Consider the following 25,256-nt stretch of genomic DNA (forward strand, 5'->3'; position numbering starts at 1 on the left):
GCCGGCGGCGGTGGCGGCGGCGGTTCCGGCGGTGGTTCCGGTGGCGGTTCCGGCGGTGGTTCCGGTGGCGGTTCCGGTGGCGGTTCCAGCGGTGGTTCCGGTGGCGGTTCCGGCGGTGGTTCCGGCGGCGGCGGCCATGGCACCGGCGGCCATGGCACCGGCGGTCACGGCAACGGCGGTGGCAACGGTAATGGCAACGGTAGCGGCGGCGCTGGCAACGGTGGCGCCAACGGCGTCGGCAATGGCAATGGAAGCGGCAGTGCCGGCGGCAATGGCGGCAACGGCGGATCGTCCAGTGGCCATGGCCACTGACCGACGCATCGCCTGCCCCCGACGCGGTCAGAGCATTTCGAGCGCGCGCTTGCTGCGCGGCGGACGGAAGTACCCGTCGAGTTGCGCGCGCTCGTCATCGCTCAACACGAGATCGAGCGCGGCGCGATTGTCGCGCACGTGCTCGATCCGCGACGTCTTCGGAATCGCGAACACGCCCGGCTGCGCAAGCACCCAGGCGAGTGCGACGCGCGTGACCGACACACCGCGCTGCCGCGCGATTTCATCGAGCGGAGAACGCTTCGGCAGCCGTCCGTGATCGACCGGGCTGTAGGCCATCGCCGGCATCCGATGATCGGCGAGCCACGGCAGCAGGTCGAATTCCGGGCCGCGCCGCGCGATGTTGTAGAGAATCTGGTTGGTCGCGCACGCGCCCCCGCCCGCCTCGTCGACGAGCTCGGCCATGTCGGCCGTATCGAAGTTGCTGACGCCCCAGTGGCGGATCTTGCCCGCGCGTCGCAGCGCCTCGAACCCCTCGACGGTCTCCTCGAGCGGCACCGAACCACGCCAGTGCAGCAGGTACAGGTCGAGACGATCGGTACGCAGACGCTTGAGGCTCGCGTCGCACGCGGCGACGACGCCGCGCCGGCTCGCATGATGCGGATACACCTTGCTGACCAGGAACACGTCGTCGCGCAGGCCGGCGAGCGCCTCGCCGACGAGTGCCTCGGTCGCACCGTCGCCGTACATCTCGGCGGTATCGACCAGCGTCATCCCGAGATCGATCCCCTCGCGCAATGCGGCGATCTCGTCCGCCCGGCGCGCGGGCCGCTCGCCCATTTCCCAGGTGCCCAGGCCGAGTTTCGGAATCGTCTCACCGTCCGGCAGGACGACCGTGGCGATCGTGTCTGTCATGTGCTCCTCGCTGCGGATTCGTGGCCGCGCACCCGCGGCCGAAGCATCAAATACGACGCATCAGTGTAGTCAATCGGTGCGGCGTCCACCTGTTACGCGGCAAAAACCGGCTATAACGGCACCGCATGATGACTTAGAATGGCCGGCACCCTGATCGATACCCATTCCATGAAGGCACCCACGGACGACCGCTGGCAGGACCTGCGCCCCGACCCCGACAACGACACGCCGCTCTACCTGCAGCTCGCCCGCAAGCTCGGCGACGCGATCCACGACAATCGCTGGGCGGCCGGCGAGGCGCTGCCGTCCGAACGCGTGCTGTCCGAAGCGCTCGGCGTGTCGCGCATTACCGCGCGCAAGGCGATCGCGCTGCTCGTCGAGCAGGGCCTGATCCGCCGCACGCAAGGGGCCGGCAACTTCATCCGGCCGCGCTACGAGGATCCGCTGTCGCGGCTGTCGAGCTTCAGCGAGATGCTCGAGCGCCGCGGCTTCAAGCCGAGTTCGCAATGGCTCGAGCGCGAAATCCAGCCCGCGAATCGCGACGAAGTGATCCAGCTCGGCCTGTCGCCGGCCGCCTCCGTTACACGGCTGAAACGCCTGCGCCTCGCCGACGGCATCGTGATGGCCGTCGAGAATTCGACGTTCCCCGCCACGCTGATTCCCGATCCGCAGGCGATCGGCGGTTCGCTGTACAGCTATCTCGAAGCGCGCGGCACGCCGATCGTGCGCGCACTGCAGCATTTCCGCGCGGTCAATGCGACCGACGAGATCGCGCAACAGATGGGCATCGCGCCGCACGACGCGCTGCTGCTGATCACGCGGATCGGTTATACGGCCGACCAGCGCGCGATCGAACTCACCGATACCTACTGCCGCAACGACTACTACGACTTCGTCGTCGAACTGCGCAAGTAACGCCGGCAATACTCACCGCGTACGGCGCCGCCGGCGCTCACAACCAGCATGCTTCGTCCGTGCCGAGCGGCACGGGCGGCCTCGAGAAGCGCGGCGGTGTCGCCGACAGGCGTTCGGCCGGACGCACGGCATCGATCGTGCCGAACGGCGACGCGCTCCGGTCGATCCGGTCGCGCACGTCGTCGAACGTGAAATCCGGCGCCCGCAGGCCGTCCGGCACCGTGCCGAACGATTGCAGCCAGCGCCCCGTCTGCGCGAGCGAGAGCCGCACGTGCCAGCTCCCCCCTTGGGTCGCACGGCGCGCGAGCGCGATCATCGCGCCGAACGCCGCGAGATAACCCGTCGCATGATCGAGCGCCTGGCATGGCAGATGGCGCGGGCCGTCCGCGTGCGCGGCGTGCTGCTCGTGCCACGCGATACCGCTCGCCGACTGCACGAGACTGTCGAAGCCACGCCGCATCGACCACGGCCCCGCGTGCCCGTATGCGGACACCGACACGCAGACGATGCCGGGTCGCAGCTCCGCCAGCGCCTGCGGCGAAAACCCGCGCGCCGCGAGCGCGCCGGGGCGATAGGCCTGCAGGAATACGTCGGCGTCGCGTGCGAGCGCGCGCAACGTGGCGACACCGCCCACCTCGCGCAGGTCGATCCACGTCGAGCGCTTGCCGCGCCCGTTGTCGATCACGAGCGACGCGATGTTCGGCAGGTGCGGGCCGTTGACGAGCAGCGTCTGTGCCCCGTGCGATGCCAGCGTGCGGCCCGCGACCGGCCCCGCGATGATGCGCGTGAGATCGAGCACGCGCACGCCCGCGAGCGGCTGGTCGGGCGCGCCGTGGCCGATCGCCTCGACGGGCGCGTCACCGATCCGCTCGATCTCGAACAGCGGCAGCGACGCGAGTGCCCGTGCCTGGTCGTGCGCCGCCCATTCGTCAGGGGTTCTGATCAATGCCGCGCACAGGCCGGCCTCGGCGAGCGCGGTATCGAGTGCCGCGCCGTCCCACGTGCGGATCGCCGCGGCCACGTCATCGCGCTGCGGGCCGCTGCCGAGCACGTCGAGAATCCCGTGCAGGTGATGCGGAAAGTTCGCATGCAGCTGGATCCAGCGCCCGTCGCGCGTTTCGTAGAAGCCCGTCACCGGATGGCGCGGCTCGGGCGGCAGGCCGTCGTCCACGCGCAGGTAGCGTTCGCTGCGAAACGCGACGAGCGCGTCGCGCATCGACACGTCGACGCGCTGCGCGACGCCCGTGCGCAGCCGGTGGCATTCGGCCGCCGCGAGCCCGGCCGCCGCGATCGTCGCCGCGGCGAGCGTGCCGACGTGGAATGCCGACGGCAGCGTCGGGTCCTGCCCCGCCACGGCCGCGCGGGCCAGTGCGCGCGGTTCGCCGTGCGCCAGTTGCCACAAGTGGGTCAATGCGAGTTCGGGGGTCATGGTGGAAGCGCGCCGTGGAGGAGACGCATTCGAGTCTAGAATTCGCGACAGGCGCGATCAATCTTGATTGCGCGAATCAACGCATAACGAATAGTTGTAGCCGGGCCGCGCTTCATGCGCCCCGACAGGAGCGATCGGCATGACGTCCCTCAGCGCGCCGGAAGCCGCCGGCATCCTCGGTGTCAGCGTGAGCACCCTTTACGCGTATGTGAGCCGCGGCCTGCTGCGCTCGCTGCCCGACGGCGCGAGCAAGCGCCGCCGCTACGACGCGGACGAGGTGCGCCTGCTCGCGCGCCGCCGCGCCGATGCAAAACGCGCGGGCGGCGTCGCCGAACGCTCGCTCGACTGGGGCGTGCCCGTGCTCGAATCGCGGATCACGCAAATCGCCGACGGGCGCCTTCACTATCGCGGCGCCGATGCGATTGCGCTCGCGAACGACGCGACGCTCGAGGAAACGGCGGCCCGCCTGTGGGATTGTCCGCCCGCGCGGCTCGCGGCGGCAGGCCTTGCGTCGATCGGTTTCGACACCGCCCAGTGGGAAGACTGGGCCCGCCGCTGGGCCCATCTCGCGCCGCTCGAGCGCACGCTGGTGCTGCTCCCCGCCGCGGCCGCCTCGCTGCCGCGCCTGTGGGCGCAGGGGCGCGACGCGCAGTTCGACGCGGCCACGCTGCTGCTGCGCGTGACGACGGCCGCGCTGGCCGGCATCGCACCGGGCGACGCGCCCGTGCATCGACAGCTCGCCGCCGCGTGGCGGATCCGGCGGCGCGACGAAGCCGACCTGCTGCGCCGCGCACTCGTGCTGTGCGCCGATCACGAACTGAACCCGTCGACCTTTGCGGTGCGCTGCATCGCGTCGACCGGCACCCATCTGTTCGGTGCGATCGCGGGCGGGCTCGCGGCGCTGTCGGGCCCACGCCACGGCGGCGAGACGTTCCGCGCGGGCGCCCTGCTCGACGAAGCCGCGCGGGCCGCCGACCTCGACCGCTACCTCGCGCTGCGCGTCGCACACGACGAACGCGCGGACGGCGCACGCACGGCGCTGTCCGGTTTCGCGCATCCGCTCTATCCCGACGGCGATCCGCGCGCACGCGCGTTGCTCGACGCACTGCACGCGACGCTGCCCGCCCGGGCACCGCTGCGCATGGCCCGCGCGCTCGCCGCGCGCGTCGAGGCGGCGACCGGCCTGCGGCCGTCGATCGATTTCGCGCTCGCGGTGCTGGAGCGCACGCTTGCGCTGCCCGACGGCGCCGCGTTCACGCTGTTCGCGGCCGGCCGCACCGCGGGCTGGATCGCGCACGCACTCGAGCAGTACGCTGACGGCAAGCTCATCCGGCCCCGCGCGCGCTACGTCGGCAGCGACGCGGCTGCCTGAGCGCGGCCGCCGCGCCATGCGGCGAGCCGCCGCCACGCGCTCGGCGCGGCCTGCACGGCCGGCGCCGCCTGCGGGCCGAACGCGAACACCGCGCCGCCCGCCGCCGCGCTGATCCATACGCGCATGCCGGGCAGCAGCGCCAGGGTCTCGCCGGCATGCAACCAGTGATCGTCGGGCCGGCCCTCGATCGTCACCCACAGACCGCCGTCCGCGACCTGCAACGCGGTGCGATCGACGATTCGCCACCGCCCGGCCGGTTCGTTGCCGTCCATCTCGTAGAGTCGCAGTTCGCGCATGGCCGCCTCCGGGTCGCGTGGGTTCGATGACGCCAGTATTTCGGACCGTGGCGACACACGGACAGATACGCCTGCAGACACTTTCGACTGAACTGTATCGGTCCGCCGCCGGACAGGCGTCCGGACCGATCCTGCGTGGCACGGCGGCTTTGCCTACAATGGCGGCTGTCCCGCGCCACCGGTCCGTCCCCATGTTCCAACGTCCGCCCGCCGCCGCTCCCGGCGAAAAGAACCTCACCATAATGCTCTGGCTCGTTGCGACGGGCTTCTTCATGCAGACGCTCGATGCGACGATCGTCAACACGGCGCTGCCGTCGATGGCAGTGAGTCTCGGTGAATCGCCGCTGCGGATGCAGTCGGTCGTGATCGCCTACTCGCTGACGATGGCGGTGATGATTCCCGTCTCGGGCTGGCTCGCGGACACGTTCGGCACGCGGCGCGTGTTCTTCAGCGCGATCCTGGTGTTCTCGCTCGGTTCGCTGCTGTGCGCGAATGCGCATACGCTGTCGCAGCTCGTCGTGTTCCGCGTCGTGCAGGGGGTGGGCGGCGCGATGCTGCTGCCGGTCGGGCGGCTGGCCGTGCTGCGCACCTTCCCGGCCGAACGCTACCTGCCCGCACTGTCGTTCGTCGCGGTTCCCGGGCTGATCGGGCCGCTGATCGGGCCGACGCTCGGCGGCTGGCTCGTGAAGATCGCGTCGTGGCACTGGATCTTCCTGATCAACGTGCCGGTGGGCGTCGCCGGCTGCGTCGCGACCTTCTACTCGATGCCCGACGCGCGCAACCCGGCCGTCGGCCGCTTCGACCTGAAGGGCTATCTGCTGCTGACGATCGGGATGGTCGCGATCTCGCTGTCGCTCGACGGGCTCGCCGATCTCGGGATGCAGCATGCGGCCGTGCTCGTGCTGCTGATCCTGAGCCTCGCGTGCTTCGTCGCGTACGGGCTGTACGCGGTGCGCGCGCCGCAGCCGATCTTCTCGCTCGAGCTGTTCAAGATCCATACGTTCAGCGTCGGCCTGCTCGGCAACCTGTTCGCACGGATCGGCAGCGGCGCGATGCCGTACCTGATCCCGCTGCTGCTGCAGGTGAGCCTGGGCTATTCGGCATTCGAGGCCGGGCTGATGATGCTGCCGGTCGCGGCGGCCGGGATGTTCTCGAAACGGATCATCACGCGCCTGATCACGCAGCACGGCTACCGCAAGGTGCTGCTCGCGAACACGATCATGGTCGGGGTGATGATGGCGAGCTTCGCGCTGATGCGCGACACGGTGCCGGTGTGGGTGAAGGTCGTCCATCTCGCGCTGTTCGGCGGCTTCAACTCGATGCAGTTCACCGCGATGAACACGCTGACGCTGAAGGATCTCGGCACCGGCGGCGCGAGCAGCGGCAACAGCCTGTTCTCGCTCGTGCAGATGCTGTCGATGAGCCTCGGCGTCACGGTCGCGGGCGCGCTGCTGGCCACCTTCACCGGGATGCTGCGCACGGTGACGCCGAGCAACACGCTGCCCGCGTTCCATGCGACCTTCATCTGTGTCGGGATCATCACGGCCGCGTCCGCGTGGATCTTCGCGCAACTCGCGCCCGACATCCGCGGCGGCACGCAGCACAAGACCGATCCGTCCGAACGCGCGTGACGCACGGCGCGCGCCGCCACAATCGCCACGGCGGCGCGCCGCGCACCATGTCGGTGCAGCACGGCTGCACCGCGCGCGCCCTGCCGGCCGCGACGGCCCGCCGCACGGGGCACGATGCCGTGCATGCTTCTTGCTCGCCTATTCTGTAGGTAAACTGGCAGTCTTCCTTCGGCCGACATCATGAGCATGATCGACATCGATCCACCCGGCTTCCAGCCGCCCCGCCCCGTCGCCGGCGACGACGGGAAGCGGCGCACCGTGCTGTACGGCGCATACACCGTGTTCAGCGTGTTCCAGCCCGTTTTCTCGGTGTCACACCGCCGCGCGATCGGCTATCACGCGTCGCTGCGCGCGCACGACGAGGACAGCCGCCAGGTCGCGTCGCACGAGGTGTTCACGCAGGCGGCGCGGCGCGGCGACCTGCTCGAGCTCGGCCGGCTCGCCGAATCGCTGCATCTCGGCAACTTCCACGCGTTCGACAGTCACGACGAATGGCTCTTCCTGAGCCTGCACCCGGCGGCGCTGATGGACACCGTCTATGGCGACGCGCTGCTCGCGAACCTGAAGGCGCTCGGCCTGCCGCCGCATCGCGTGGTGCTCGAGGTGCCCGAGCAGGCGGGCGGCGAGACGCCGCGCTATGCGGCGATCGTCGACGGGCTGCGCAAGGCCGGCTTCCTGATCGCGCTCGGCGGCTTCGGCGCGAAACATTCGAACATCGACCGCGTGTGGCACCTGCACCCCGACATCGTCACGCTCGACCGCGGGATCCTCGCGCAGGCGAGCGAACACTCGCATCTCGAGCGCGTACTGCCCGGGCTCGTGTCGCTGCTGCACGAATCCGGCCAGCTCGTGCTGATGGGCGGGCTCTCGACCGAGCGCGACGCGATGATCGCGCTCGAATGCGACGTCGATTTCGTGCAGGGACAGTACTTCGCGGGGCCGAGCGTCGACCCCGTGCAACCGCAGGCCGCCGCAGGCTGCATGGATACGCTGTCGGCCGCGTTGCGGCTGCGCGTCGCGCAACGCGAGCGCACGCAGGCCGAACGCCTCGCACCGTATGTCGCCGCGCTGGAGGAAGCCAGCCGGAAGCTCGTCGCGGGCGAATCGCTGATCGACGCGGCCGGCGCCGTGCTCGGGTTGCCGGAAACCGCGCGCTGCTTCCTGCTCGATGCATCGGGCCGCCAGATCGGCGACAACGTGCTCGCGCGCGGCAGCGTCTCGCAGCGGGCGAAGCGCTTCCGGCCGCTGCTGCATTCGGAAGGCGCGAGCTGGGAGCGCCGCCCCTACTTCATCCACGCGATGCGCGCGCCCGGCCGCGTGCATCTGACGCCGCCGTACCTGTCGATCAACGAAGCGCACCTGTGCGTGACCGCATCGATCGCCGCGCCGGCCGCGACCGGCATGCAGGTGCTGTGCGTCGACATCAACTGGGAAGCGGCACTCAGCCGCGAATGAGTTCGCGCGGCCGCGCTCACGCGGCGCCGTCGAGGGCGTTGGCGCGGCGCGCGATCAGCCGGTGCACGCGCTTGCCGGACGACGCGCTGACCACCTCGTGCTCGTCGATCACGTGCATGCCGGCGCCGAGCGCCGCATGCATGCGCGCCGAATCGAGCGGCGTATACAAGCGGCCGCGCTCGTCGCGCAGCGCGCCGTTGCCGGCCACCCGCCAGCTCAGGTACAACGTGCCGCCGGGCATCAGCAACCCGGCCAGCCGCGCGGCCGCCGCTGCAGCATCCGCCTGTTCGAGGTGCATGACGACCGTCTCGCACAACACGTTTCGAAACGCGCCGGCCGGCACGCCGGCGAGCGCCGGCAGCGCAGCCAGCTCGAAGGTCAGCGACGGGTGGCGCAAGCGCGCCTCGGCGAGCAGCGCGGCGCTCGCATCGTAGCCGCGCACGTCGAATCCGCGCGAAGCGAGCCACGCGGCGTCGCGTCCCGCACCGCAGCCGACGTCGGCCGTCGGCCCGGGCGAGAAATACTGCTCGAGCAGTGCATACATGTCGTCGGGGGCGGCCTGGTCGAGCCAGTCCTGCGCGTATTGCGCGGCATGGGCTTCGTAGGCATCGAGAGTCGGGCGATCCACCATGGCGATTGCTCCGCGTACGCGTCCTGTCGTGCGACGCACCCCGCATCTTAGCCGTTGCGCGTCGCGCGTGGGATGGCGGGCGACGCGCGGCCCCGCGCCGCTCGCAGGTCGCCGGCGCGGTCAGTTCGGCCCACGGCGCATCGCCGCGCCAGGGCCGGCCGCGATGCCGCCGCGAACCGGCCGCCGAGGGCGCAGCCGACCGCGTCCGCGCCGAACCCGCAGGCCGGCGCGGCCGACGCGTCAGACATGCGAATGCGCGCCGCCGTGCACGGGCCCCGCGCGCCGCTCGACCTCGCGGCGCACGTCGCCGCGCAGGCCCGCGAAAAACGCGACTTCGGCGACGACGAACAGCGGCCCGACCATCAGCCCGACCAGATCGTCGACGAACGCGGGCTTGCGCCCCTCGAACCAGTGCCCGACGAACTGTACGATCCAGCCGACCACGAACGCGCCGATGCCGATCCCGAGCCATTGCGCGGTCTGCAGCAGCGCGAGCGTCTGCGCGGCCCACAGGCCGAGGGCGAACAGCGCGGTCATGACCGCCCCGAAGCGCAGGTCGAGGCGCAGGTAGAACACCGCGAACGCCACCGCGAGCAGCAGCGCCGGCGACAGCGCGACACCGGCCAGCGTGCCGAGCGCCGGCCGCGACAGCAGCACCTCGACCGCGAACACGATCATCGGAATGCCGACCAGATGCGTCGCGATGTTGCGCGCGTCGCGATGGTAGGCCGCATACTGGGAAAGGTGGTCTTCGAGCGTCTTCATGGCGTCTCCTGAACGATCATTGGGCGCTATGATGCGCGTCACGCCCAGGAACCTCTGTCAGCTACCCGACATCGCGTGCCCATGCCCTCGCCGCTCGCCCCGTACCTGCCGCAGATCGAAGCGCACCCTTGGTTCGCCGCGCTGCCGCCGGCGTTGCGCGACGACCTGCTCGCCCGCGCCGCGTTGCTGCACCTGCCGGCCGGCCACGCGCTGTTCCGCCGCGGCGACCCGCCATGCGGGCTGTATGCGGTGCTGGCCGGCGCCCTCACCATAGGCGCGGTCGATCCGCAGGGCAAGGAAGCGCTGCTGACGGTCGCCGAACCCGTCACGTGGTTCGGCGAGATCGCGCTGTTCGACGGCCAGCCGCGCACGCACGACGCGATCGCGCTCGACGACACGCTGCTGCTGCACGTCCCCCAGCGCGCGCTGCTCGCGATTCTCGACACGACGCCGCAATACTGGCGGCAGTTCGCGCTGCTGATGGCGCAAAAGCTCCGGCTGAGCTTCCTGACCGTCGAATCGATGAGCGTGATGCCGGCCGCGCAGCGGCTTGCGGCACGGCTGCTGATGATCGCCGACGGCTACGGCGGGATCAGCGCCGGCCGCACGCGCATCCGGCTGTCGCAGGAAAAGCTCGCGGCGATGCTGTCGCTCACACGGCAGACCACCAACCAGCTGCTGAAGGCGCTGCAGGCCGACGGCGTCGTGCGGCTGCATGTCGGCGAGATCGAACTCGTCGATGTCGATGCGCTGCGCCGGGCGAGCGGGCTGCCTGACGGCACTCACTGACGGCACGCACTGACGACGCGCCGCCTCCGTCCTGACGCGCCCGTCGTGACGCCATCGAGCGATCGCCGCAACGCCGCATTCCCGCCGTCATCGCTTCGCGCTATCGTGGCGGCTCGTTCGTCCTTTTCCCCGCATACGCGCTTGAACACGTCCACCCTTACCGCCCCTTCCCGCCACGCGTGGCCTGTCTTCGTCGCGTTCCTGCGGCTCGGCCTCACGTCGTTCGGCGGGCCCGTCGCGCATCTCGGCTACTTCCGCGACGCGTTCGTCACGCGGCGCGGCTGGCTGACCGAACGCGCGTATGCCGATCTCGTCGGCCTGTGCCAGTTCCTGCCGGGGCCCGCGAGCAGCCAGGTCGGGATGGCGATCGGCCTGTCGCGCGCGGGTTATGCGGGAATGTTCGCCGCATGGCTCGGCTTCACGCTGCCGTCGGCGCTGCTGATGATGCTGTTCGCACTCGGCATGCACGCTGCGGGCATGCCGGTCGCGGGCGGCGCGCTGCACGGGTTGCGGATCGTGTCGGTCGCGGTGATCGCGCAGGCGGTGTGGGGCATGGCGCGCACGCTGTGCCCGGATGCGCGCCGCGCCACGCTGATGGCGGTCGCGGCCTGCCTCGCGCTGCTCGTGCCGGCCGCATGGCTGCAGGTGGCCGTGATCGTCGCGGCCGGCGCGGCCGGCTTGGTACTGTTGCCGCAGCCCGAGCGCGGCGCGCACGATCCGCTGCCGCTGCACGTGTCGCATCGCGCGGGTGCGCTGTGGCTCGTGCTGTTCGCCGCATTGCTCGTCGCGTTGCCGTTCGCGGCGGGCGCGCTGCATTCGCACCCCGTCGCGGTGGCCGACGCATTCTTTCGCACCGGCGCGCTGGTGTTCGGCGGCGGGCACGTCGTGCTGCCGCTGCTGCAGGCAGCCGTCGTCGCGCCGGGCTGGGTCGGCGATTCGGCGTTCCTCGCCGGCTACGGTGTCGCGCAGGCCGTGCCGGGGCCGCTCTTCACGTTCTCGGCGTTCCTCGGTGCGTCGCTGCGCGACGCGCCGAACGGCTGGCTCGGCGGGACGATCGCGCTCGTGTCGATCTTCGCGCCGTCGTTCCTGCTCGTCGCGGGCACCGCGCCGTTCTGGGAACGCCTGCGCCGCAGCACACGCATGCAGGCCGCGCTCGCGGGCGTAAACGCGGCTGTGGTCGGGCTGCTGCTCGCCGCGCTGTATCACCCGGTGTGGAGCGAGACGATCGTGTCGCCGCGCGACTTCGCGGCGGCGCTCGTCGCGTTCGTCGCACTCGTGTTCTGGCGGGTGCCGCCGTGGGCCGTCGTGATCGCGAGCGCGGCGCTCGGCTGGTTGGCGACGGCGCTCGCCTGATCCGGCAAGTGCCACGCATCGATTCCCGCCCGACCAAAACAAAAAAGCCCTCGTGACGAGGGCTTTTCTTCGGGTGCCGCGCGCCGCAACGGCGCGCAGTACGCATGGACTTACGCGAAGTTCTTCGCTGCGAAGTCCCAGTTCACGATGTTCCAGAACGCTTCGACGAACTTCGGACGTGCGTTGCGGTAGTCGATGTAATACGCGTGTTCCCACACGTCGATCGTCAGCAGCGGCTTGTCGGCCGTCGTCAGCGGCGTGGCGGCGTTGCTCGTCGACACGATGTCGAGCGAACCGTCAGCCTTCTTCACGAGCCATGCCCAGCCCGAACCGAACGTGCCGACTGCGGCCTTCGAGAACGCTTCCTTGAACGCGTCGTACGAACCCCACTTCGCGTTGATCGCGTCGCCCAGCGCGCCCGACGGTGCGCCGCCGCCGTTCGGCGACAGGCTGTTCCAGAAGAACGTGTGGTTCCAGATTTGCGCGGCGTTGTTGAAGATGCCGCCCGACGACTTCTTCACGATCTCTTCCAGCGACAGGTTTTCGAATTCCGTGCCCGGGATCAGATTGTTCAGGTTCGTCACATAAGCCTGATGATGCTTGCCGTAGTGGTACTCGATCGTCTCTTTCGAGATGGTCGGCGCGAGTGCGTCTTCAGCGTACGGGAGCGGCGGGAGCGTATGAGCCATGGCGATTCCTTCGTTGAGTATGTAGGGAGGCTGTGTTGAATGCTGCCGAGCGTCCGATTGTAGGCGAGTCCGAATATCCCCGCAAACTCACGGGCATTTATCCGCGGTATGCAGAAAATCGGCGTTCCCGCTTCATCCGGCAGGACCAGAAGACGGATGCGCAGCATCCGTTCCCGCGCCGGGCGCCGGACCATCCGGAGCGCAGGACGCGCGACCTTCGTTCCGCTTACGCCGCCGCCGTCAGATCGTATCGGTCAGCCGCGGCTGCACGTCGGCGAGCGATACGTCGGCCGAGCCTTCGGCGAGATGCACGGTCAGGCGGCGCTGCGGTTTCAGCGCATTCGGCGCGCGCACCGCGCGGCCGGTCTGCGTGTCGATCAGCGCCGCGTAGCCGCGCTCGAGCGTGCGCTGCGGGCTCAGCACCTCGAGCCGCGCCGCGCAGGCCGTCACGCGCGCGGTATCGCGCTCGTGACGGCGCTGCAGCGCCACCGCGAGACGTTGCGACAGCCCGGCGAGTGCCTGACGCGCCTGCGCCGGGTCGGGCCGCGCGCGCTGCCAGCGCAATTGCGCGAGCGCGAAACGCGCACGCGCGTCGCGCACCGGCCGCGACGCGGCCGAGGCGAGCCGCACCGCCAGTTGCTCGACGTGGGTGCGCTGCCGCTGCAGCCGCTCGGCCGGGCTGACGAGCCGGCGCGCGAGCCAGTCGAGCTGCTGCGCGCGCTGCTCGAGCCCGCGTTCCAGGCAGCGCGCAAGCGCGCGCTGCCGGTCGGCCACCTCGCGCAACAGCAACGCGCGCTGCGGACTCGCGAGCTCGGCCGCGCCGGTCGGCGTCGGCGCGCGCAGGTCGGCCGCGAAGTCCGCGATCGTGAAATCGGTTTCGTGGCCGACGCCGCTGACGACCGGCAGTTCGCTCGCCGCGATCACACGCGCGAGCGCTTCGTCGTTGAACGACCACAGATCCTCGATCGACCCGCCGCCGCGACAGACCAGCAGCACGTCGACCTCGCGCCGCGCGTTCGCCGCCTGCACGGCCGCGACGAGCTTCTCGGCCGAGCCCGCGCCCTGCACGGGCGCCGGATAGACGATCACCGGGATGTGCGGCGCGCGGCGCGCGAGCGTGGTCAGCACGTCGCGCAGCGCGGCGGCCTGCAGCGACGTGACGATGCCGATCGCGCGCGGGTGCGCCGGCAGCGGCCGCTTGCGCTCGGGCGCGAACAGGCCTTCGGCCTCGAGCTGCGCCTTCAGCCGCAGGAACGCCTCGTACAGGCGCCCCTGGCCGGTACGCCGCACGGCCTCGACGTTGAGCTGCACTTCGCCGCGCGGCTCGTACATCGTGACGACCGCGCGCACCTCGATCCGGTCGCCTTCGCGCGGCGTGAATTCCGCGTACTGCGCGCGACCGCGGAACATCACGCAGCGCATCTGCGCCTGCTGGTCCTTGATCGAGAAATACCAGTGGCCGCTCGCGGCGCGCGTGAAATTCGACACTTCGCCCGAAATCCACAGCAGCGGAAACGAGCGCTCGAGCATCGTCGAAATCGCGCGATTGAGCGCCGAAACGGGAATCACTTCGTCGCCGCCGCGGGTCGCGCCGGGAGCGGAAAAAGGAGAGTCGGAAAGCATGGGCGGTCGGATGAATGCTGGCGGCGACACGATAGTCCGACACGCGCGCGACGTCCAGCGCCGGCCGCCCGCGCTGCACCATTTGAAAGGTGTCCACACTCTGGCAATCGTCCATCAAAAACGCTTCAAAACCGCGGAAAAACCCAGACGATTCCTCACAACGCATTGATTTTTATAGTTTTTTAAACCTTGCAGTTTGATTTGCCGCCGATTCGATGTCCGCCCGGCGGGCGTTTCACGCGGACAGGCCGGGAGTTTTTCACAGAGTTATCCACAGCCCGCTCCGTTCCGGCCCCATCGGGTGCGTCGCCCGGCCGCGCTTGCCGCGCCCGCGTGCGGCGCGCTAGAGTGCCGCCTTCCGAACCCCTTGCGGCATGCGCCGCCCCACGGAGAATCCGTCTTGACGAATCCGTCCCACGCCGCGGCGCAAGACGCGCCGCGCCCGGCCCGATGAGCGCGCCCGGCGGCCCGCTCGCGCGGCTCGAAGCGCGCCTCACGCGCGAATGGCAGCGACGCGGCGCCCTCGCGTGGGCGCTCACGCCGTTCGCGTGCGTGTTCGGCCTGTGCGCGGCCCTGCGCCGCACGGCCTACGCGCAGGGCTGGAAACAACCGGTCGACGTCGGCGTGCCCGTCGTCGTGGTCGGCAACGTAACCGTCGGCGGCACCGGCAAGACGCCGACCGTGATCGCGCTCGTCGACGCGCTGCGCGCTGCCGGCTTCACGCCGGGCGTCGTGTCGCGCGGCTACGGCGCGAACGTGAAGGCGCCCACCGCGGTCACGCCCGCGTCGCGCGCGAGCGCGGCCGGCGACGAACCGCTGCTGATCGCGCGCCGCACCGGCGCGCCCGTATGGGTGTGCCCCGACCGCGTCGCGGCCGCGCAGGCGCTGCGCGCCGCGCACCCGGACGTCGACGTGATCGTCAGCGACGACGGCCTCCAGCACTACCGCCTCGCGCGCACGGTCGAGCTCGTCGTGTTCGACCACCGGCTAGGCGGCAACGGCTTCCTACTGCCGGCCGGGCCGCTGCGCGAGCCGCTGTCGCGCCACCGCGACGCAACGCTCGTCAACGATCCGTACAGCGGCGCGCTGCCGCCGTGGCCCGACACCTATGCGCTCGCGCTCACGCCGGGCGCCGCGTGGCACCTCGACCAGCCGGCGCTGCGCCGCCCGCTGTCGCAGTTCGCGCACGAGCGCGTGCTCGCCGCGGCCGGCATCGGCGCGCCGGAACGCTTCTTCGCGACGCTGCGTGCGGCCGGCCTCGCGCCGGCGACGCGCGCGCTGCCCGACCATTACGCGTTCGCCGACAATCCGTTCGTCGACGACGCGGTCGATGCGATCCTGATCACCGAGAAGGATGCAGTAAAATTGGGCGCTTCCTGGCGCGACGCTCGGCTGTGGGTCGTCCCCGTCGAAGCCGCGCTCGATCCTCGCCTCATTGCCCTCGTTGTGGAGAAACTCCGTGGACGCTCGCCTGCTTGAAATCCTTGTGTGCCCTATCTGCAAAGGCCCGCTCCACTATGACCGCGCCGCGCAGGAGCTGATCTGCAACGCGGACAAGCTCGCCTACCCGATCCGCGACGGCATCCCCGTGATGCTCGTCGACGAAGCGCGCCAGACCGTCGAAGGCACGCCGGTCGACCCCGCCGGCCCGGCCGGCAGCTAAACGCCGCACCGCTGCACCGGCGCCCGGCCGCGCTTCTTCGCGGCCGCGTGCCGGCCCTGCCGGGCGGCCCGCCTTCGACGCGCCGCCCGCCCCGCTCTTCTCACCGCTCAGCCCCGATGACTCATCCGCAGCCCTTCATCGCCGTCATTCCTGCCCGGCTCGCGTCGACGCGCCTGCCGAACAAGCCGCTCGCCGATCTCGGCGGCAAGCCGATGGTCGTGCGCGTCGCCGAGCGCGCGCGCGAAGCGGGCGCGCAGCAGGTGCTCGTCGCGTCCGACGCGCAGAGCGTGCTCGACGCGGCCCGCGAGCACGGTTTCGAAGCGGTGCTGACGCGTGCCGACCATCCGTCCGGCACCGACCGGCTCGCGGAAGTCGCCGCGACGTTCGGGTGGAGCGACGACACCGTCGTCGTCAACGTGCAGGGCGACGAGCCGCTGATCGACCCGGCGCTCGTCCGCGACGTAGCGTCGCACCTCGCCGCGCACCCGGACTGCGCGATCGCGACCGCCGCGCACCCGATCCACGACGCGGCCGACGTGTTCAATCCGAACATCGTGAAGGTCGCGCTCGACGCGCGCAACGTCGCGATGTACTTCTCGCGCGCGCCGATTCCGTGGAGCCGCGATGCGTACCAGCCGCACTGGCCCGACGTCGCGGCCATGCCCGCACCGGCCTTTCCGGTCTATCGCCACATCGGACTCTACGCCTATCGCGCGCGTTTCCTGCGCACCTATCCGTCGCTCGCGCAGGCGCCGATCGAGCAGGCCGAGCAGCTCGAACAGCTGCGCGCGATGTGGCACGGCGAGCGCATCGCGGTGCTGATCACCGAGCATGCACCCGAAGCCGGCATCGATACGCCGGCCGATCTCGCACGCGTGCAGGCCCTTTTTCGGCCGGGTTCAAAATAACCCGTGGCATAATCAGGCGATTGTGCGAGCCGTCCGCGACCCGCGCGTCCTAGCTTGACCCTGCCACGGCCCGTCCCGGCAGCCGCGCGTCGCCTTTCGCCGACGCGCCGCATCAGACCGGTCCGCCGCGCGCAAGGCAAGCCCCGCGCACGCTGTCGCCGACGCTTTTGCGTCTCGCCACACGAATCTACATACCGGAGATATCACCATGCGTTTGATCCTGTTGGGTGCGCCCGGCGCGGGCAAGGGTACCCAGGCAAACTTCATCAAGGAAAAGTTCGGCATCCCGCAAATCTCGACGGGCGACATGCTGCGCGCGGCCGTCAAGGCCGGCTCGCCGCTCGGCGTCGAGGCGAAGGGCTACATGGACGCCGGCAAGCTCGTGCCGGACGCGCTGATCATCGGCCTCGTGAAGGAGCGCCTGAAGGAAGCCGACTGCGCGAACGGCTACCTGTTCGACGGCTTCCCGCGCACGATCGCGCAGGCTGACGCGATGAAGGAAGCCGGCGTCGCGATCGACTACGTGCTCGAAATCGACGTCCCGTTCTCGGAGATCGTCGAGCGCATGAGCGGCCGCCGCACGCACCCGGCATCGGGCCGCACGTACCACGTGAAGTTCAACCCGCCGAAGGTCGAGGGCAAGGACGACGTGACGGGCGAACCGCTGATCCAGCGCGACGACGACAAGGAAGAAACCGTCCTGAAGCGTCTCGAAGTGTACGAAGCGCAGACCAAGCCGCTGATCACGTACTACGGCGACTGGGCGCAGCGCGGCGAGGAAAACGGCCTGAAGGCCCCGCAGTATCGCAAGATCTCGGGCCTCGGCAGCGTGGACGAAATCCGCGAGCGTGCGTTCGACGCACTGAAGTAAGCACCGCGTCGTGCACCGCAAGCCGCCCTTTCGGGGCGGCTTTTTTTTGGTTCATCGTGGAATTGCGTGAACCGGCGACGATGCATGTGCCTCTGGCCGCGCAAATCCCAACGCTGTCGCCGCGATGAACGTGGTCACCCGTTGTGCGCGAATGCCAGCACGATTGCGTTGCCCAGTTCATCGACAACCCTGGCCGACGCGCCCGGCGCCGCGAACATCGTGAACTCGACATCGGGCAGGGCCGGCAGGCCGGCATCCGGCGGAATCGCACGCAAGCCGTGCGCAAGTTGTGTGTGCACGATCGGCGTCACCGCAAGGCCCGCGTGCGCGGCGGCGCACAGGCCGGCGCCGCTCGGGCACACGAGCACGATCCGGTAATCCACGCCCGCTCGGGCCAGTGCTGCCAGCGAGGCCTCGCGATACGGGCAGGGTTCCGGCAGCAGCGCAATCGGCACCGGTACGCCAGGCGTGAGCGACGCCCAATCCGCACCGGCCCACACGAGCGGCTCGCGCCAGAGCACGCGTCCGGCGGGCCCGCCGTGGCAGCGCCCGCCCATCACCACATCCAGTTCACCGTAATCCAGCGCCTGGAGCAGATCGCCCGGGATACCGACTCTGATGCTGAATGCGATGCGCGGGTACCGCCCGGCAAACGCCTTCATCACATGCATCAGCCTGACGTTGGCGAGGTCTTCCGACAGACCCACGCGGATCGTGCCCGCGCTCGGTTCGCGCAGCAGTTGCGCCCGCGCGTCCTGATTGAGCGCGAGGATGGCGCGCGCGTAACCCAGCAGCAGCTCGCCGTCCACCGTGAGCGCGACCGAGCGCGTGGTGCGCACGAGCAGGTCACGGCCGACCTGTTTTTCCAGGCGGCGCAGATGCGCGCTGACCGCGGACTGCGTCAGATTCAGACGGGCCGCGGCATGCGTGAACCCGCCTTCCTGGACGACGGCCACGAAGGAGCGCAGCAAAACGGTATCGAACATGAGATGTCCCGCAATACAGTGCGAATTCTACTGAGTAGCGTGATGATACTTCGTTTATATTTCGAATCGAACTATGTTCTGATGAGGGCCGTCAACCCGTCAGGAGTCGTTCCATGTCGACCTTGCTTCATATCGAATCGTCCCCGCGCAAGTCGCGGTCCGCATCACTCGACGTTGCGCACGCGTATCTGGAAGCCTGGCGCGACGCGCATCCGGTGCATCGGGTCGACGTGCTCGATCTGTGGGCGACGCAATTGCCGGAACTCGACGGCGATGCGCTCGATGCCAAATACGCGGACTTGAGCGGCACGCCGCTCAGCGAAGGCCAGCAGCAAGCGTGGGCGGATTTCCGCCAGCTGGCGCAGCGGATGCAAGACGCGGATACGCTGCTGTTCTCCGTGCCGCTGTGGAATTTTTCCATCCCGTACAAGCTCAAGCATTTCATCGACGCCGTGTCCCACCGCGGGCTCCTCTTCTCATTCGACGAGCGTGGGTTGGCGGGATTGCTGAACGGCAAGAAAGCCGTCGTGATCTATGCGAGAGGCCTCGACTATTCAAGGCAATCGAGCACGCCCGCCGAGTCGTTCGACTATCAGCGGCCGTTTCTTGAGGCGTGGCTGCGCTTCATCGGTATCACCGACATCGAATCGATCGTCGTCGAGAAAACGCTGTTTGGACCCGAAATCGATCACGCGGGCAGGGAGGCTGCGCGCGAACAGGCAGTGACGCTGGTACACGCGGCTTCAGCATCAGCTTCGGTTGACGGCTGAACTGGCCAACGGCTGGAGACCGCCGAGCGCCGACGGTCTTCCACGTGTTCGCCGGCAATCTTCGATGAACCTTTTTTCCGCCTGCGCCATCCGTTTCGTCCGACCTCGCACGACCGCGCCGGTCTCGCCGGCATCCGGCGGCGCCCCGTACAATCGATCGAATACGTGCGCCGCACGAACCGGCGCGGCGGCCGTGCCTCCGATCGACCGGCATCGGACCCAACCAAGGAGACAGTGATGGAGATTCGCGACAACGTCTTTCTGATCACGGGCGGCGCATCGGGCCTCGGCGCCGGAACGGCCCGCATGCTCGCTCAGGCCGGCGGCAAGGTCGTGCTCGCCGACCTCAACGAAGCAGCCGGCGCGGCGCTCGCGGGCGAACTCGGCGGCGTATTCGTGCGCTGCGACGTATCGAGCGAGGTCGATGCGCAGGCGGCCGTCGACGCCGCGACGCGCGCGGGCACGCTGCGCGGCCTCGTGAATTGCGCGGGCATCGCGCCCGCCGCGAAAACCGTCGGCAAGGACGGCGCGCATCCGCTCGACGTGTTCGCGAAGACGATCAACGTCAACTTGGTCGGCACCTTCAACATGATCCGGCTCGCGGCCGCCGCGATGGCCGCGACCGCGCCGAACGCCGGCGGCGAACGCGGCGTGATCGTCAGCACCGCGTCGGTCGCCGCGTACGACGGGCAGATCGGCCAGGCCGCGTATGCGGCGTCGAAGGCCGGTGTCGCTGGCATGACGCTGCCGATCGCGCGCGACCTGTCGCGCCACGGCATCCGCGTGATGACGATCGCGCCCGGGCTGTTCGAGACGCCGATGCTGCTCGGCATGCCGAAGGACGTGCAGGACGCGCTCGGCGCGATGGTGCCGTTCCCGCCGCGGCTCGGCAAACCGGACGAATACGCGATGCTGGTGCGCCAGATCGTCGAGAATCCGATGCTCAACGGCGAAGTGATCCGCCTCGACGGCGCGATCCGGATGCAGCCGAAGTAAGTGCAAGCAAGCAGCTGCAAAAAAAACGCCCGCGATGCGGGCGTGTCGACGTTCGGGGCGCCGGTGAGACTGCGACGGCTCAGTCCTCGCCGTCGCGCTGCATCCGCTGCCGCAACTCGGTCACCTGCGACTCGACGACGGTCGCGTCCTCCGCATCGGGCCGCTCGCCGAGATACTGCTCGAGATCCTCGAGCGCGGGGCGCAGGTAGTCGAGCCGCGCATACGCGAAGCCGCGGTCGCGCACTTCGTCGAGCTGTTCCGGCAGCAGGATCACAAGCCGCTGCTGCACCGCGAGCAGCCGCTGCCAGCGTTCCGTCTGCAGATAGATCGTCTTCAGGTTGCGCAGCATCCGCGCGATGATCTCGCGGCTGGTGGCCGGCTGCAGCAGCGCGCGCAACGCGCTGTCGACCGCGCCCGCCGCACGCGCGACGTAGGGCTCGAGCATCTCGACCATCTCGGCCTCGGACAGCGAATGGCCGTTGGTCGGATCGATGATCAGGTCGCCGTCCGGCAGCGTCACGCGCAGCAGGAAGTGGCCGGGGAACGACACGCCGCGCGCCGGCACGCCGATCTGCTCGGCGAGCTCCAGGTACAGCACCGACAGCGAGATCGGAATCCCGCGCCGCCGCTTCAGCACCGCGTTCAGGTGGCTGTTATCGGGGTCGTAGTAATCGTTGTGATTGCATGCGAAGCCGAGTTCGCGGAAGAAGAATGCGTTGAGCGCGGCGACGCGGTCCTTCAGGTCCGCATCGTCGCCGAGCCGGCGGCTCAGCCGCGCGGCCAGGATGTCGATTTCGGCCAGCGTACCCTGCAGGTCGAGGTCGGGATACGCGTCCTGCGCAAGCGACAGCGCGGTTTCCGTGACGGGCAGACTGTCGTCGTCCGCCACGAGCGTGCTGAAGTAGTCGAGGACGCGGGTCATTGCGGTCGTCACTTGGCGCGCCTTCTGAAGTAAGCGTATTTGAAGCCCATCACCCACAACATACCGAAATATAGTGCAGCGAACAGCACGAGGCACGCGGCCATCAGTGCAATGCGATCGAGCGGCTGCGCACGCATGCCGGCCCAGTCGAAGTTGATCGCGCACCAGTGCATCAGGCCGGCGAGCACGAGCGCCGCGCCGATCAGCTGCACGAAGAAGCGCAGCCAGCCGGGCGACGGCTGGTAGATGCCGCGCTTGCGCAGCCCGAGGAACAGCAGCAGCGAGTTCAGGCAGGCACCGACGCCGATGCTCAGCGTGAGGCCCGCATGGCCGATCAGCGGCACGAACACGTAGTTCGAGATCTGCGTGACGATCAGCACGCCGATCGCGATCTTCACCGGCGTCTTGATGTCCTGCTTCGCGTAGAAGCCCGGCGCGAGGATCTTGATCAGGATGATGCCGACGAGACCGATCCCGTAGGTCGCGAGCGCGCGCGCGACCATCGTGACCGTATGCGCGTCGAACTTGCCGTAGTTGAACAGCGTCGCGGTGAGCGGCGTCGCGAAGAAGAACAGCGCGAGCGCGCTCGGCGCCGCGAGCAGGAACGTGACGCGCAGCCCCCAGTCGAGCAGCGCCGAATATTCATGCGAATCGGCGTCGACGTGCGCCTTCGACAGGCTCGGCAACAGGATCGTGCCGAGCGCGACGCCGAGCAGCGCGGTCGGGAACTCCATCAGGCGGTCGGCGTAGTTGATCCACGAGACCGCGCCCTGCCCGAGCCGCGACGCGATGTTGGTGTTGATGATCAGCGACAGCTGCGCGACCGACACCGCGAACGTCGCGGGCACCATCTTGGCGAGCACCCGCTTCACGCCGGGATGACGCAGCGCGCGCACCGGGTTGAGGCCGATCAGCGGCACCATGTCGATCTTCTTCAGCCCCGGCAGCTGCACGATGAACTGCAGCACGCCGCCCACGATGACGGCCCACGCGAGCGCGTAGACCGGCACCTTCAGGTGCGGCGCGACGAACACGGCCGCGGCGATGAACGCGACGTTGAGCAGCACCGGCGCGAACGCCGGCAGCGAGAAGCTCTTGTAGGTATTGAGCACGCCTGACGCGAGCGTCGTCAGCGAGATGAACACGATGTACGGGAACATGATCCGCGTCATCGTGACCGCGAGCGGGAACGCCTGCCCGTCGGTATGCAGGCCGGACGCGACCGCGAACACGACCCACGACGCGCCGGCGATCCCGACGACCGACAACACGGCGAGCGCCCACGCGAGCACGGTCGACATCGCGTCGACGAGCGCCTTGGTCGCATCGTGCCCCTGCTGGTTCTTGAACTCGGCCAGGATCGGCACGAACGCCTGCGAGAACGCGCCTTCGGCAGACAGGCGGCGCAGCAGGTTCGGAATGCGGAAAGCGACGTAGAACGCGTCGGTGTATTGACTGGCGCCGAACGCACGGGCGATCAGCGTCTCGCGGGCCAGTCCGGTCACGCGCGACAGCAGCGTGAAGCCGCTGACCGTCAGCAGGGCTCGGAATAGATTCATGGGGCGCTTATTATACGGACGTTGCGTGGCCCGGCACGGACGGATGGCGAAAAGGGCGCGCGTCGCCGGCGCCCCCGTCCGGCCGACGTCACGTTGACCTTGCCACGCGCTTGATTTTGTTGCTATAATCGCCGGTTTCTGAGCCTGTTACATGCACGGCGCCTGTCGTTTTCATGTCTCGGCCTCGGTTAAAATCACCGTTTTTTATGCGCCCCTGGGCAATCGCTCTCAGGGGACGGATCGAAAAGCAGCGCTTGGCCGTCAGGCTCCAAGCTCTGGAAACAGGACAGGATAAGGAACCGTCATGGCTAACTCCGCACAAGCACGCAAGCGCGCCCGCCAAGCCGCGAAGGCAAATTCGCACAACTCGGCGCTGCGCTCGAAATTCCGTACCGCGATCAAGTCGGTTCGCAAGGCTGTTGAAGCCGGCGACCAGGCAAAGGCTGCCGAGCTGTTCAAGGCTGCCGTGAAGACGATCGACACGATCGCCGACAAGAAGATCGTTCACAAGAACAAGGCCGCTCGCAGCAAGAGCCGCCTCGCCGCAGCCGTCAAGGGTCTGCAGGCAGCAGCGTAAATCCGGCGTGCCCGCTTCGGCGGGCGCTCCTGTTTCCTGCGATCGCAAAAAAGCCCGCCTAGGCGGGCTTTTTTGCTGTGCGTCGCCCGCGCATCGCGCCGGGCGACCGCCAGGCAGGGGCGCGGCACGCGCCCTCGCCCGTCGAACTCACTTCTTCTCGTGGTAGTCCGGCAGCTCGCACGCCTCGGTGACGACGAGGTTGTTGTCCTTCGCGAAATTCAGCACGAAATCGAACGCCATCGGCTCGACGTCGCGCAGCCGGGAATCGAGGATCACGCATTTGAGGTCGCCGAGCATCGTCGGGCGCACGTACAGCGAATATTTCAGGCGCGCGTTCGGCCCGCTCGCACCGGGCCCGAAGCAGGCCATCACGCCGGCCAGACGCTCCGACCAGTCGCTCGGGCGAAACTTTTTCCCGTCTTTCGTAATGCCCTGGATGAAGAATTCGGTCGGAGGGGTTTCAGCCATGTGGTTACCCAAGTGACGGCCCGGCGATGTCCAGGCGACAGCGCCCGGATACGCGAACACAAAGCTCGAGCGGACAGCGGCACTCGCGCTCCGATATCCCGAAAAAACAGGCTGTCGAGGCGTGCCGCCGACGCGCCGCACCGGATTTGTGCAGCGCATGGCTTGTGTCCGGCAGAGCGCGAAGAGGCTTGCCTGCCGGGCTGGAGAAAACTTTTGGATTATACCGCAGCGCGGCATCGCGCGTCGTCTCGCCGCCCCTCTTCCGGCGCCTTCCAGCGTGCGCCACGATCCCAACCCGGTTTTCGTCGCGGCTCGTCAAAGCACAGAAAATCCTTTATGCTGCTTTGAGTTATCCACACCCGACGGCGGCGCCGTCCGGCCGCGCGGCCGGTTCAGACCCGCCGTATTTCGTTTCATGACCGCCAAAACCATTCGTCACTACCTGCAGTTCAAGGATTTCTCGCTGGAAGACTACGAGTACGTGCTCGAACGCACGGGTATCCTGAAGCGCAAGTTCAAGAACTACGAGACCTATCACCCGCTGCACGACCGCACGCTCGCGATGATCTTCGAGAAGAGCTCGACGCGCACGCGCCTGTCGTTCGAAGCCGGCATCTTCCAGCTCGGCGGCCACGCGGTCTTCATGAGCACGCGCGACACGCAGCTCGGCCGCGGCGAGCCGGTCGAGGATTCCGCGCAGGTCATCTCGCGGATGGTCGACATCATCATGATCCGCACGTTCGAGCAGGACGTGATCACGCGCTTCGCGGAAAACTCCCGCGTGCCGGTGATCAACGGCCTGACCAACGAATACCACCCGTGCCAGGTGCTCGCCGACATCTTCACGTACTACGAGCACCGCGGCCCGATCGCCGGCAAGACGGTCGCGTGGGTCGGCGATGCGAACAACATGCTGTACACGTGGATCGAAGCCGCGCAGATCCTCGGCTTCAAGCTGCGCCTGTCGACGCCGCCGGGCTATGCGCTCGACATGAAGCTGGTGGCGCCGGACAGCGCGCCGTTCTACGAGGTGTTCGACGATCCGAACGAAGCGTGCAAGGGCGCCGATCTCGTGACGACCGACGTGTGGACGAGCATGGGCTTCGAAGCCGAGAACGAAGCGCGCAAGCAGGCGTTTGCCGACTGGTGCGTCGACGAGGAAATGATGGGGCACGCGAATCCCGACGCGCTCTTCATGCACTGCCTGCCCGCGCACCGCGGCGAGGAAGTGACGGCCGGCGTGATCGACGGCCCGCAGAGCGTCGTGTGGGACGAGGCGGAAAACCGCCTGCACGTGCAAAAGGCGCTGATGGAGTTCCTGCTGCTCGGCCGCCTCAAGCACTGACCGCCGCACGCATTACGTGCGCATGCCGCGCGCATGCCGCCATCCGCGCGGCATGCGG

Annotated in this window: 26 protein-coding genes; 14 read left to right on the plus strand and 12 right to left on the minus strand. The window is 68.9% G+C overall.

The genetic code is table 11. The features are described from left to right. Both DID98_RS35780 and DID98_RS10510 read right to left on the minus strand, forming a co-directional pair. A partial coding sequence (locus DID98_RS35780; RefSeq protein ID WP_185640841.1) for a hypothetical protein occupies window positions 1-303 on the minus strand: 303 nt, incomplete at its 3' end. 36 nt (window positions 304-339) lie between these two features. Next, window positions 340-1,185: an aldo/keto reductase gene (locus DID98_RS10510; protein WP_124523007.1), complete on the minus strand. Its 846-nt coding sequence runs from the start codon at window positions 1,183-1,185 to the stop codon at window positions 340-342. A gap of 168 nt (window positions 1,186-1,353) precedes the next feature. On the opposite strand from DID98_RS10510, the gene DID98_RS10515 reads away from it, so the two are divergent. Beyond that, on the plus strand, window positions 1,354-2,100 hold the full coding sequence (locus tag DID98_RS10515; protein ID WP_044845577.1) for a GntR family transcriptional regulator: 747 nt from the start codon (window positions 1,354-1,356) through the stop codon (window positions 2,098-2,100). A 37-nt stretch (window positions 2,101-2,137) separates the two neighbouring features. On the opposite strand, the gene DID98_RS10520 is transcribed toward DID98_RS10515, so the two are convergent. Next, complete coding sequence (locus DID98_RS10520; protein ID WP_124570654.1) at window positions 2,138-3,529, minus strand: CoA transferase; 1,392 nt, start codon at window positions 3,527-3,529, stop codon at window positions 2,138-2,140. 139 nt (window positions 3,530-3,668) lie between these two features. On the opposite strand from DID98_RS10520, the gene DID98_RS10525 reads away from it, so the two are divergent. Next, complete coding sequence (locus DID98_RS10525) at window positions 3,669-4,901, plus strand: citrate/2-methylcitrate synthase (protein WP_124486982.1); 1,233 nt, start codon at window positions 3,669-3,671, stop codon at window positions 4,899-4,901. On the opposite strand, the gene DID98_RS10530 is transcribed toward DID98_RS10525, so the two are convergent. After that, window positions 4,874-5,197, minus strand: coding sequence for a DUF2917 domain-containing protein (locus tag DID98_RS10530; protein WP_044845574.1), 324 nt, complete (start codon window positions 5,195-5,197; stop codon window positions 4,874-4,876). The two genes, DID98_RS10525 and DID98_RS10530, sit on opposite strands and share 28 nt — an antisense overlap. A 191-nt stretch (window positions 5,198-5,388) precedes the next feature. On the opposite strand from DID98_RS10530, the gene mdtD reads away from it, so the two are divergent. Together mdtD and DID98_RS10545 are read left to right on the plus strand one after the other, a co-directional pair. Continuing rightward, window positions 5,389-6,828 carry a multidrug transporter subunit MdtD gene (mdtD, locus tag DID98_RS10540; RefSeq protein WP_044845573.1) on the plus strand — a complete coding sequence of 480 codons (1,440 nt, stop codon included), beginning with the start codon at window positions 5,389-5,391 and terminating at the stop codon, window positions 6,826-6,828. A gap of 180 nt (window positions 6,829-7,008) precedes the next feature. Further along, window positions 7,009-8,283 (plus strand): EAL domain-containing protein, encoded by a 1,275-nt coding sequence (locus DID98_RS10545; protein WP_044845572.1) that lies wholly within the window; start codon window positions 7,009-7,011, stop codon window positions 8,281-8,283. Between the two features lie 16 nt (window positions 8,284-8,299). Here the strand turns inward: DID98_RS10545 and DID98_RS10550 are convergent, their stop codons facing one another. Together DID98_RS10550 and DID98_RS10560 are read right to left on the minus strand one after the other, a co-directional pair. Continuing rightward, window positions 8,300-8,914, minus strand: coding sequence for a bifunctional 2-polyprenyl-6-hydroxyphenol methylase/3-demethylubiquinol 3-O-methyltransferase UbiG (locus tag DID98_RS10550; RefSeq protein WP_124486980.1), 615 nt, complete (start codon window positions 8,912-8,914; stop codon window positions 8,300-8,302). Between the two features lie 240 nt (window positions 8,915-9,154). After that, the gene (locus DID98_RS10560) at window positions 9,155-9,679 is read right to left on the minus strand and encodes a DUF962 domain-containing protein (RefSeq protein ID WP_124486978.1); all 525 of its coding nucleotides are present in this window, start codon (window positions 9,677-9,679) and stop codon (window positions 9,155-9,157) included. An 81-nt stretch (window positions 9,680-9,760) separates the two neighbouring features. Between DID98_RS10560 and DID98_RS10565 the strand changes: the two genes are divergently transcribed. Further along, window positions 9,761-10,468 carry a Crp/Fnr family transcriptional regulator gene (locus tag DID98_RS10565; RefSeq protein ID WP_124570655.1) on the plus strand — a complete coding sequence of 236 codons (708 nt, stop codon included), beginning with the start codon at window positions 9,761-9,763 and terminating at the stop codon, window positions 10,466-10,468. 141 nt (window positions 10,469-10,609) lie between these two features. Continuing rightward, entirely contained in the window at window positions 10,610-11,821 is a 1,212-nt protein-coding gene (gene chrA / locus DID98_RS10570; protein WP_124570656.1) for a chromate efflux transporter, read from the plus strand. 110 nt (window positions 11,822-11,931) lie between these two features. On the opposite strand, the gene sodB is transcribed toward chrA, so the two are convergent. Together sodB and xseA are read right to left on the minus strand one after the other, a co-directional pair. Then, on the minus strand, window positions 11,932-12,510 hold the full coding sequence (sodB, locus tag DID98_RS10575; RefSeq protein ID WP_124486975.1) for a superoxide dismutase [Fe]: 579 nt from the start codon (window positions 12,508-12,510) through the stop codon (window positions 11,932-11,934). Window positions 12,511-12,750: 240 nt separating this feature from the next. After that, the gene (xseA, locus tag DID98_RS10580) at window positions 12,751-14,133 is read right to left on the minus strand and encodes an exodeoxyribonuclease VII large subunit (RefSeq protein WP_124570657.1); all 1,383 of its coding nucleotides are present in this window, start codon (window positions 14,131-14,133) and stop codon (window positions 12,751-12,753) included. A gap of 450 nt (window positions 14,134-14,583) precedes the next feature. Here xseA and lpxK point away from each other — a divergent pair, with 450 nt between their 5' ends. From lpxK to adk, 4 genes are all read left to right on the plus strand, one after another. Then, window positions 14,584-15,612 (plus strand): tetraacyldisaccharide 4'-kinase, encoded by a 1,029-nt coding sequence (gene lpxK, locus DID98_RS10585; protein ID WP_124486973.1) that lies wholly within the window; start codon window positions 14,584-14,586, stop codon window positions 15,610-15,612. Further along, a complete protein-coding gene (locus DID98_RS10590) occupies window positions 15,593-15,796 on the plus strand; it encodes a Trm112 family protein (protein ID WP_006750935.1) in 204 nt (67 codons plus the stop codon). Before lpxK ends, DID98_RS10590 begins: the two co-directional genes overlap by 20 nt. A gap of 116 nt (window positions 15,797-15,912) precedes the next feature. Continuing rightward, window positions 15,913-16,704 (plus strand): 3-deoxy-manno-octulosonate cytidylyltransferase, encoded by a 792-nt coding sequence (gene kdsB / locus DID98_RS10595; RefSeq protein WP_044848576.1) that lies wholly within the window; start codon window positions 15,913-15,915, stop codon window positions 16,702-16,704. A 208-nt stretch (window positions 16,705-16,912) separates the two neighbouring features. Next, window positions 16,913-17,575 carry an adenylate kinase gene (gene adk / locus DID98_RS10600; protein WP_044848575.1) on the plus strand — a complete coding sequence of 221 codons (663 nt, stop codon included), beginning with the start codon at window positions 16,913-16,915 and terminating at the stop codon, window positions 17,573-17,575. Between the two features lie 134 nt (window positions 17,576-17,709). Here the strand turns inward: adk and DID98_RS10605 are convergent, their stop codons facing one another. Beyond that, a complete protein-coding gene (locus DID98_RS10605) occupies window positions 17,710-18,561 on the minus strand; it encodes a LysR substrate-binding domain-containing protein (protein ID WP_124570658.1) in 852 nt (283 codons plus the stop codon). A 113-nt stretch (window positions 18,562-18,674) separates the two neighbouring features. Here DID98_RS10605 and DID98_RS10610 point away from each other — a divergent pair, with 113 nt between their 5' ends. Further along, a complete protein-coding gene (locus tag DID98_RS10610; RefSeq protein WP_124570659.1) occupies window positions 18,675-19,331 on the plus strand; it encodes an FMN-dependent NADH-azoreductase in 657 nt (218 codons plus the stop codon). A 237-nt stretch (window positions 19,332-19,568) separates the two neighbouring features. Continuing rightward, window positions 19,569-20,327 carry an SDR family NAD(P)-dependent oxidoreductase gene (locus tag DID98_RS10615; protein ID WP_124486970.1) on the plus strand — a complete coding sequence of 253 codons (759 nt, stop codon included), beginning with the start codon at window positions 19,569-19,571 and terminating at the stop codon, window positions 20,325-20,327. Between the two features lie 79 nt (window positions 20,328-20,406). Here the strand turns inward: DID98_RS10615 and DID98_RS10620 are convergent, their stop codons facing one another. Next, on the minus strand, window positions 20,407-21,249 hold the full coding sequence (locus tag DID98_RS10620; RefSeq protein ID WP_124486969.1) for a SirB1 family protein: 843 nt from the start codon (window positions 21,247-21,249) through the stop codon (window positions 20,407-20,409). Window positions 21,250-21,257: 8 nt separating this feature from the next. Then, window positions 21,258-22,808, minus strand: a complete 1,551-nt coding sequence (gene murJ, locus DID98_RS10625; protein WP_044848571.1) for a murein biosynthesis integral membrane protein MurJ — start codon at window positions 22,806-22,808, stop codon at window positions 21,258-21,260. 304 nt (window positions 22,809-23,112) lie between these two features. On the opposite strand from murJ, the gene rpsT reads away from it, so the two are divergent. Further along, window positions 23,113-23,385: a 30S ribosomal protein S20 gene (gene rpsT / locus DID98_RS10630; RefSeq protein WP_006482211.1), complete on the plus strand. Its 273-nt coding sequence runs from the start codon at window positions 23,113-23,115 to the stop codon at window positions 23,383-23,385. Window positions 23,386-23,532: 147 nt separating this feature from the next. Here rpsT and DID98_RS10635 read toward each other — a convergent pair whose 3' ends face one another. After that, on the minus strand, window positions 23,533-23,853 hold the full coding sequence (locus DID98_RS10635; RefSeq protein ID WP_044848570.1) for a DUF3579 domain-containing protein: 321 nt from the start codon (window positions 23,851-23,853) through the stop codon (window positions 23,533-23,535). A 415-nt stretch (window positions 23,854-24,268) separates the two neighbouring features. Between DID98_RS10635 and argF the strand changes: the two genes are divergently transcribed. After that, window positions 24,269-25,198, plus strand: coding sequence for an ornithine carbamoyltransferase (gene argF, locus DID98_RS10645; RefSeq protein ID WP_124486968.1), 930 nt, complete (start codon window positions 24,269-24,271; stop codon window positions 25,196-25,198). The last annotated feature ends 58 nt before the right edge of the window (window positions 25,199-25,256 follow it).

It is taken from the genome of Burkholderia sp. Bp8984 (genome assembly GCF_003853755.1).
Taxonomy (GTDB): domain Bacteria; phylum Pseudomonadota; class Gammaproteobacteria; order Burkholderiales; family Burkholderiaceae; genus Burkholderia.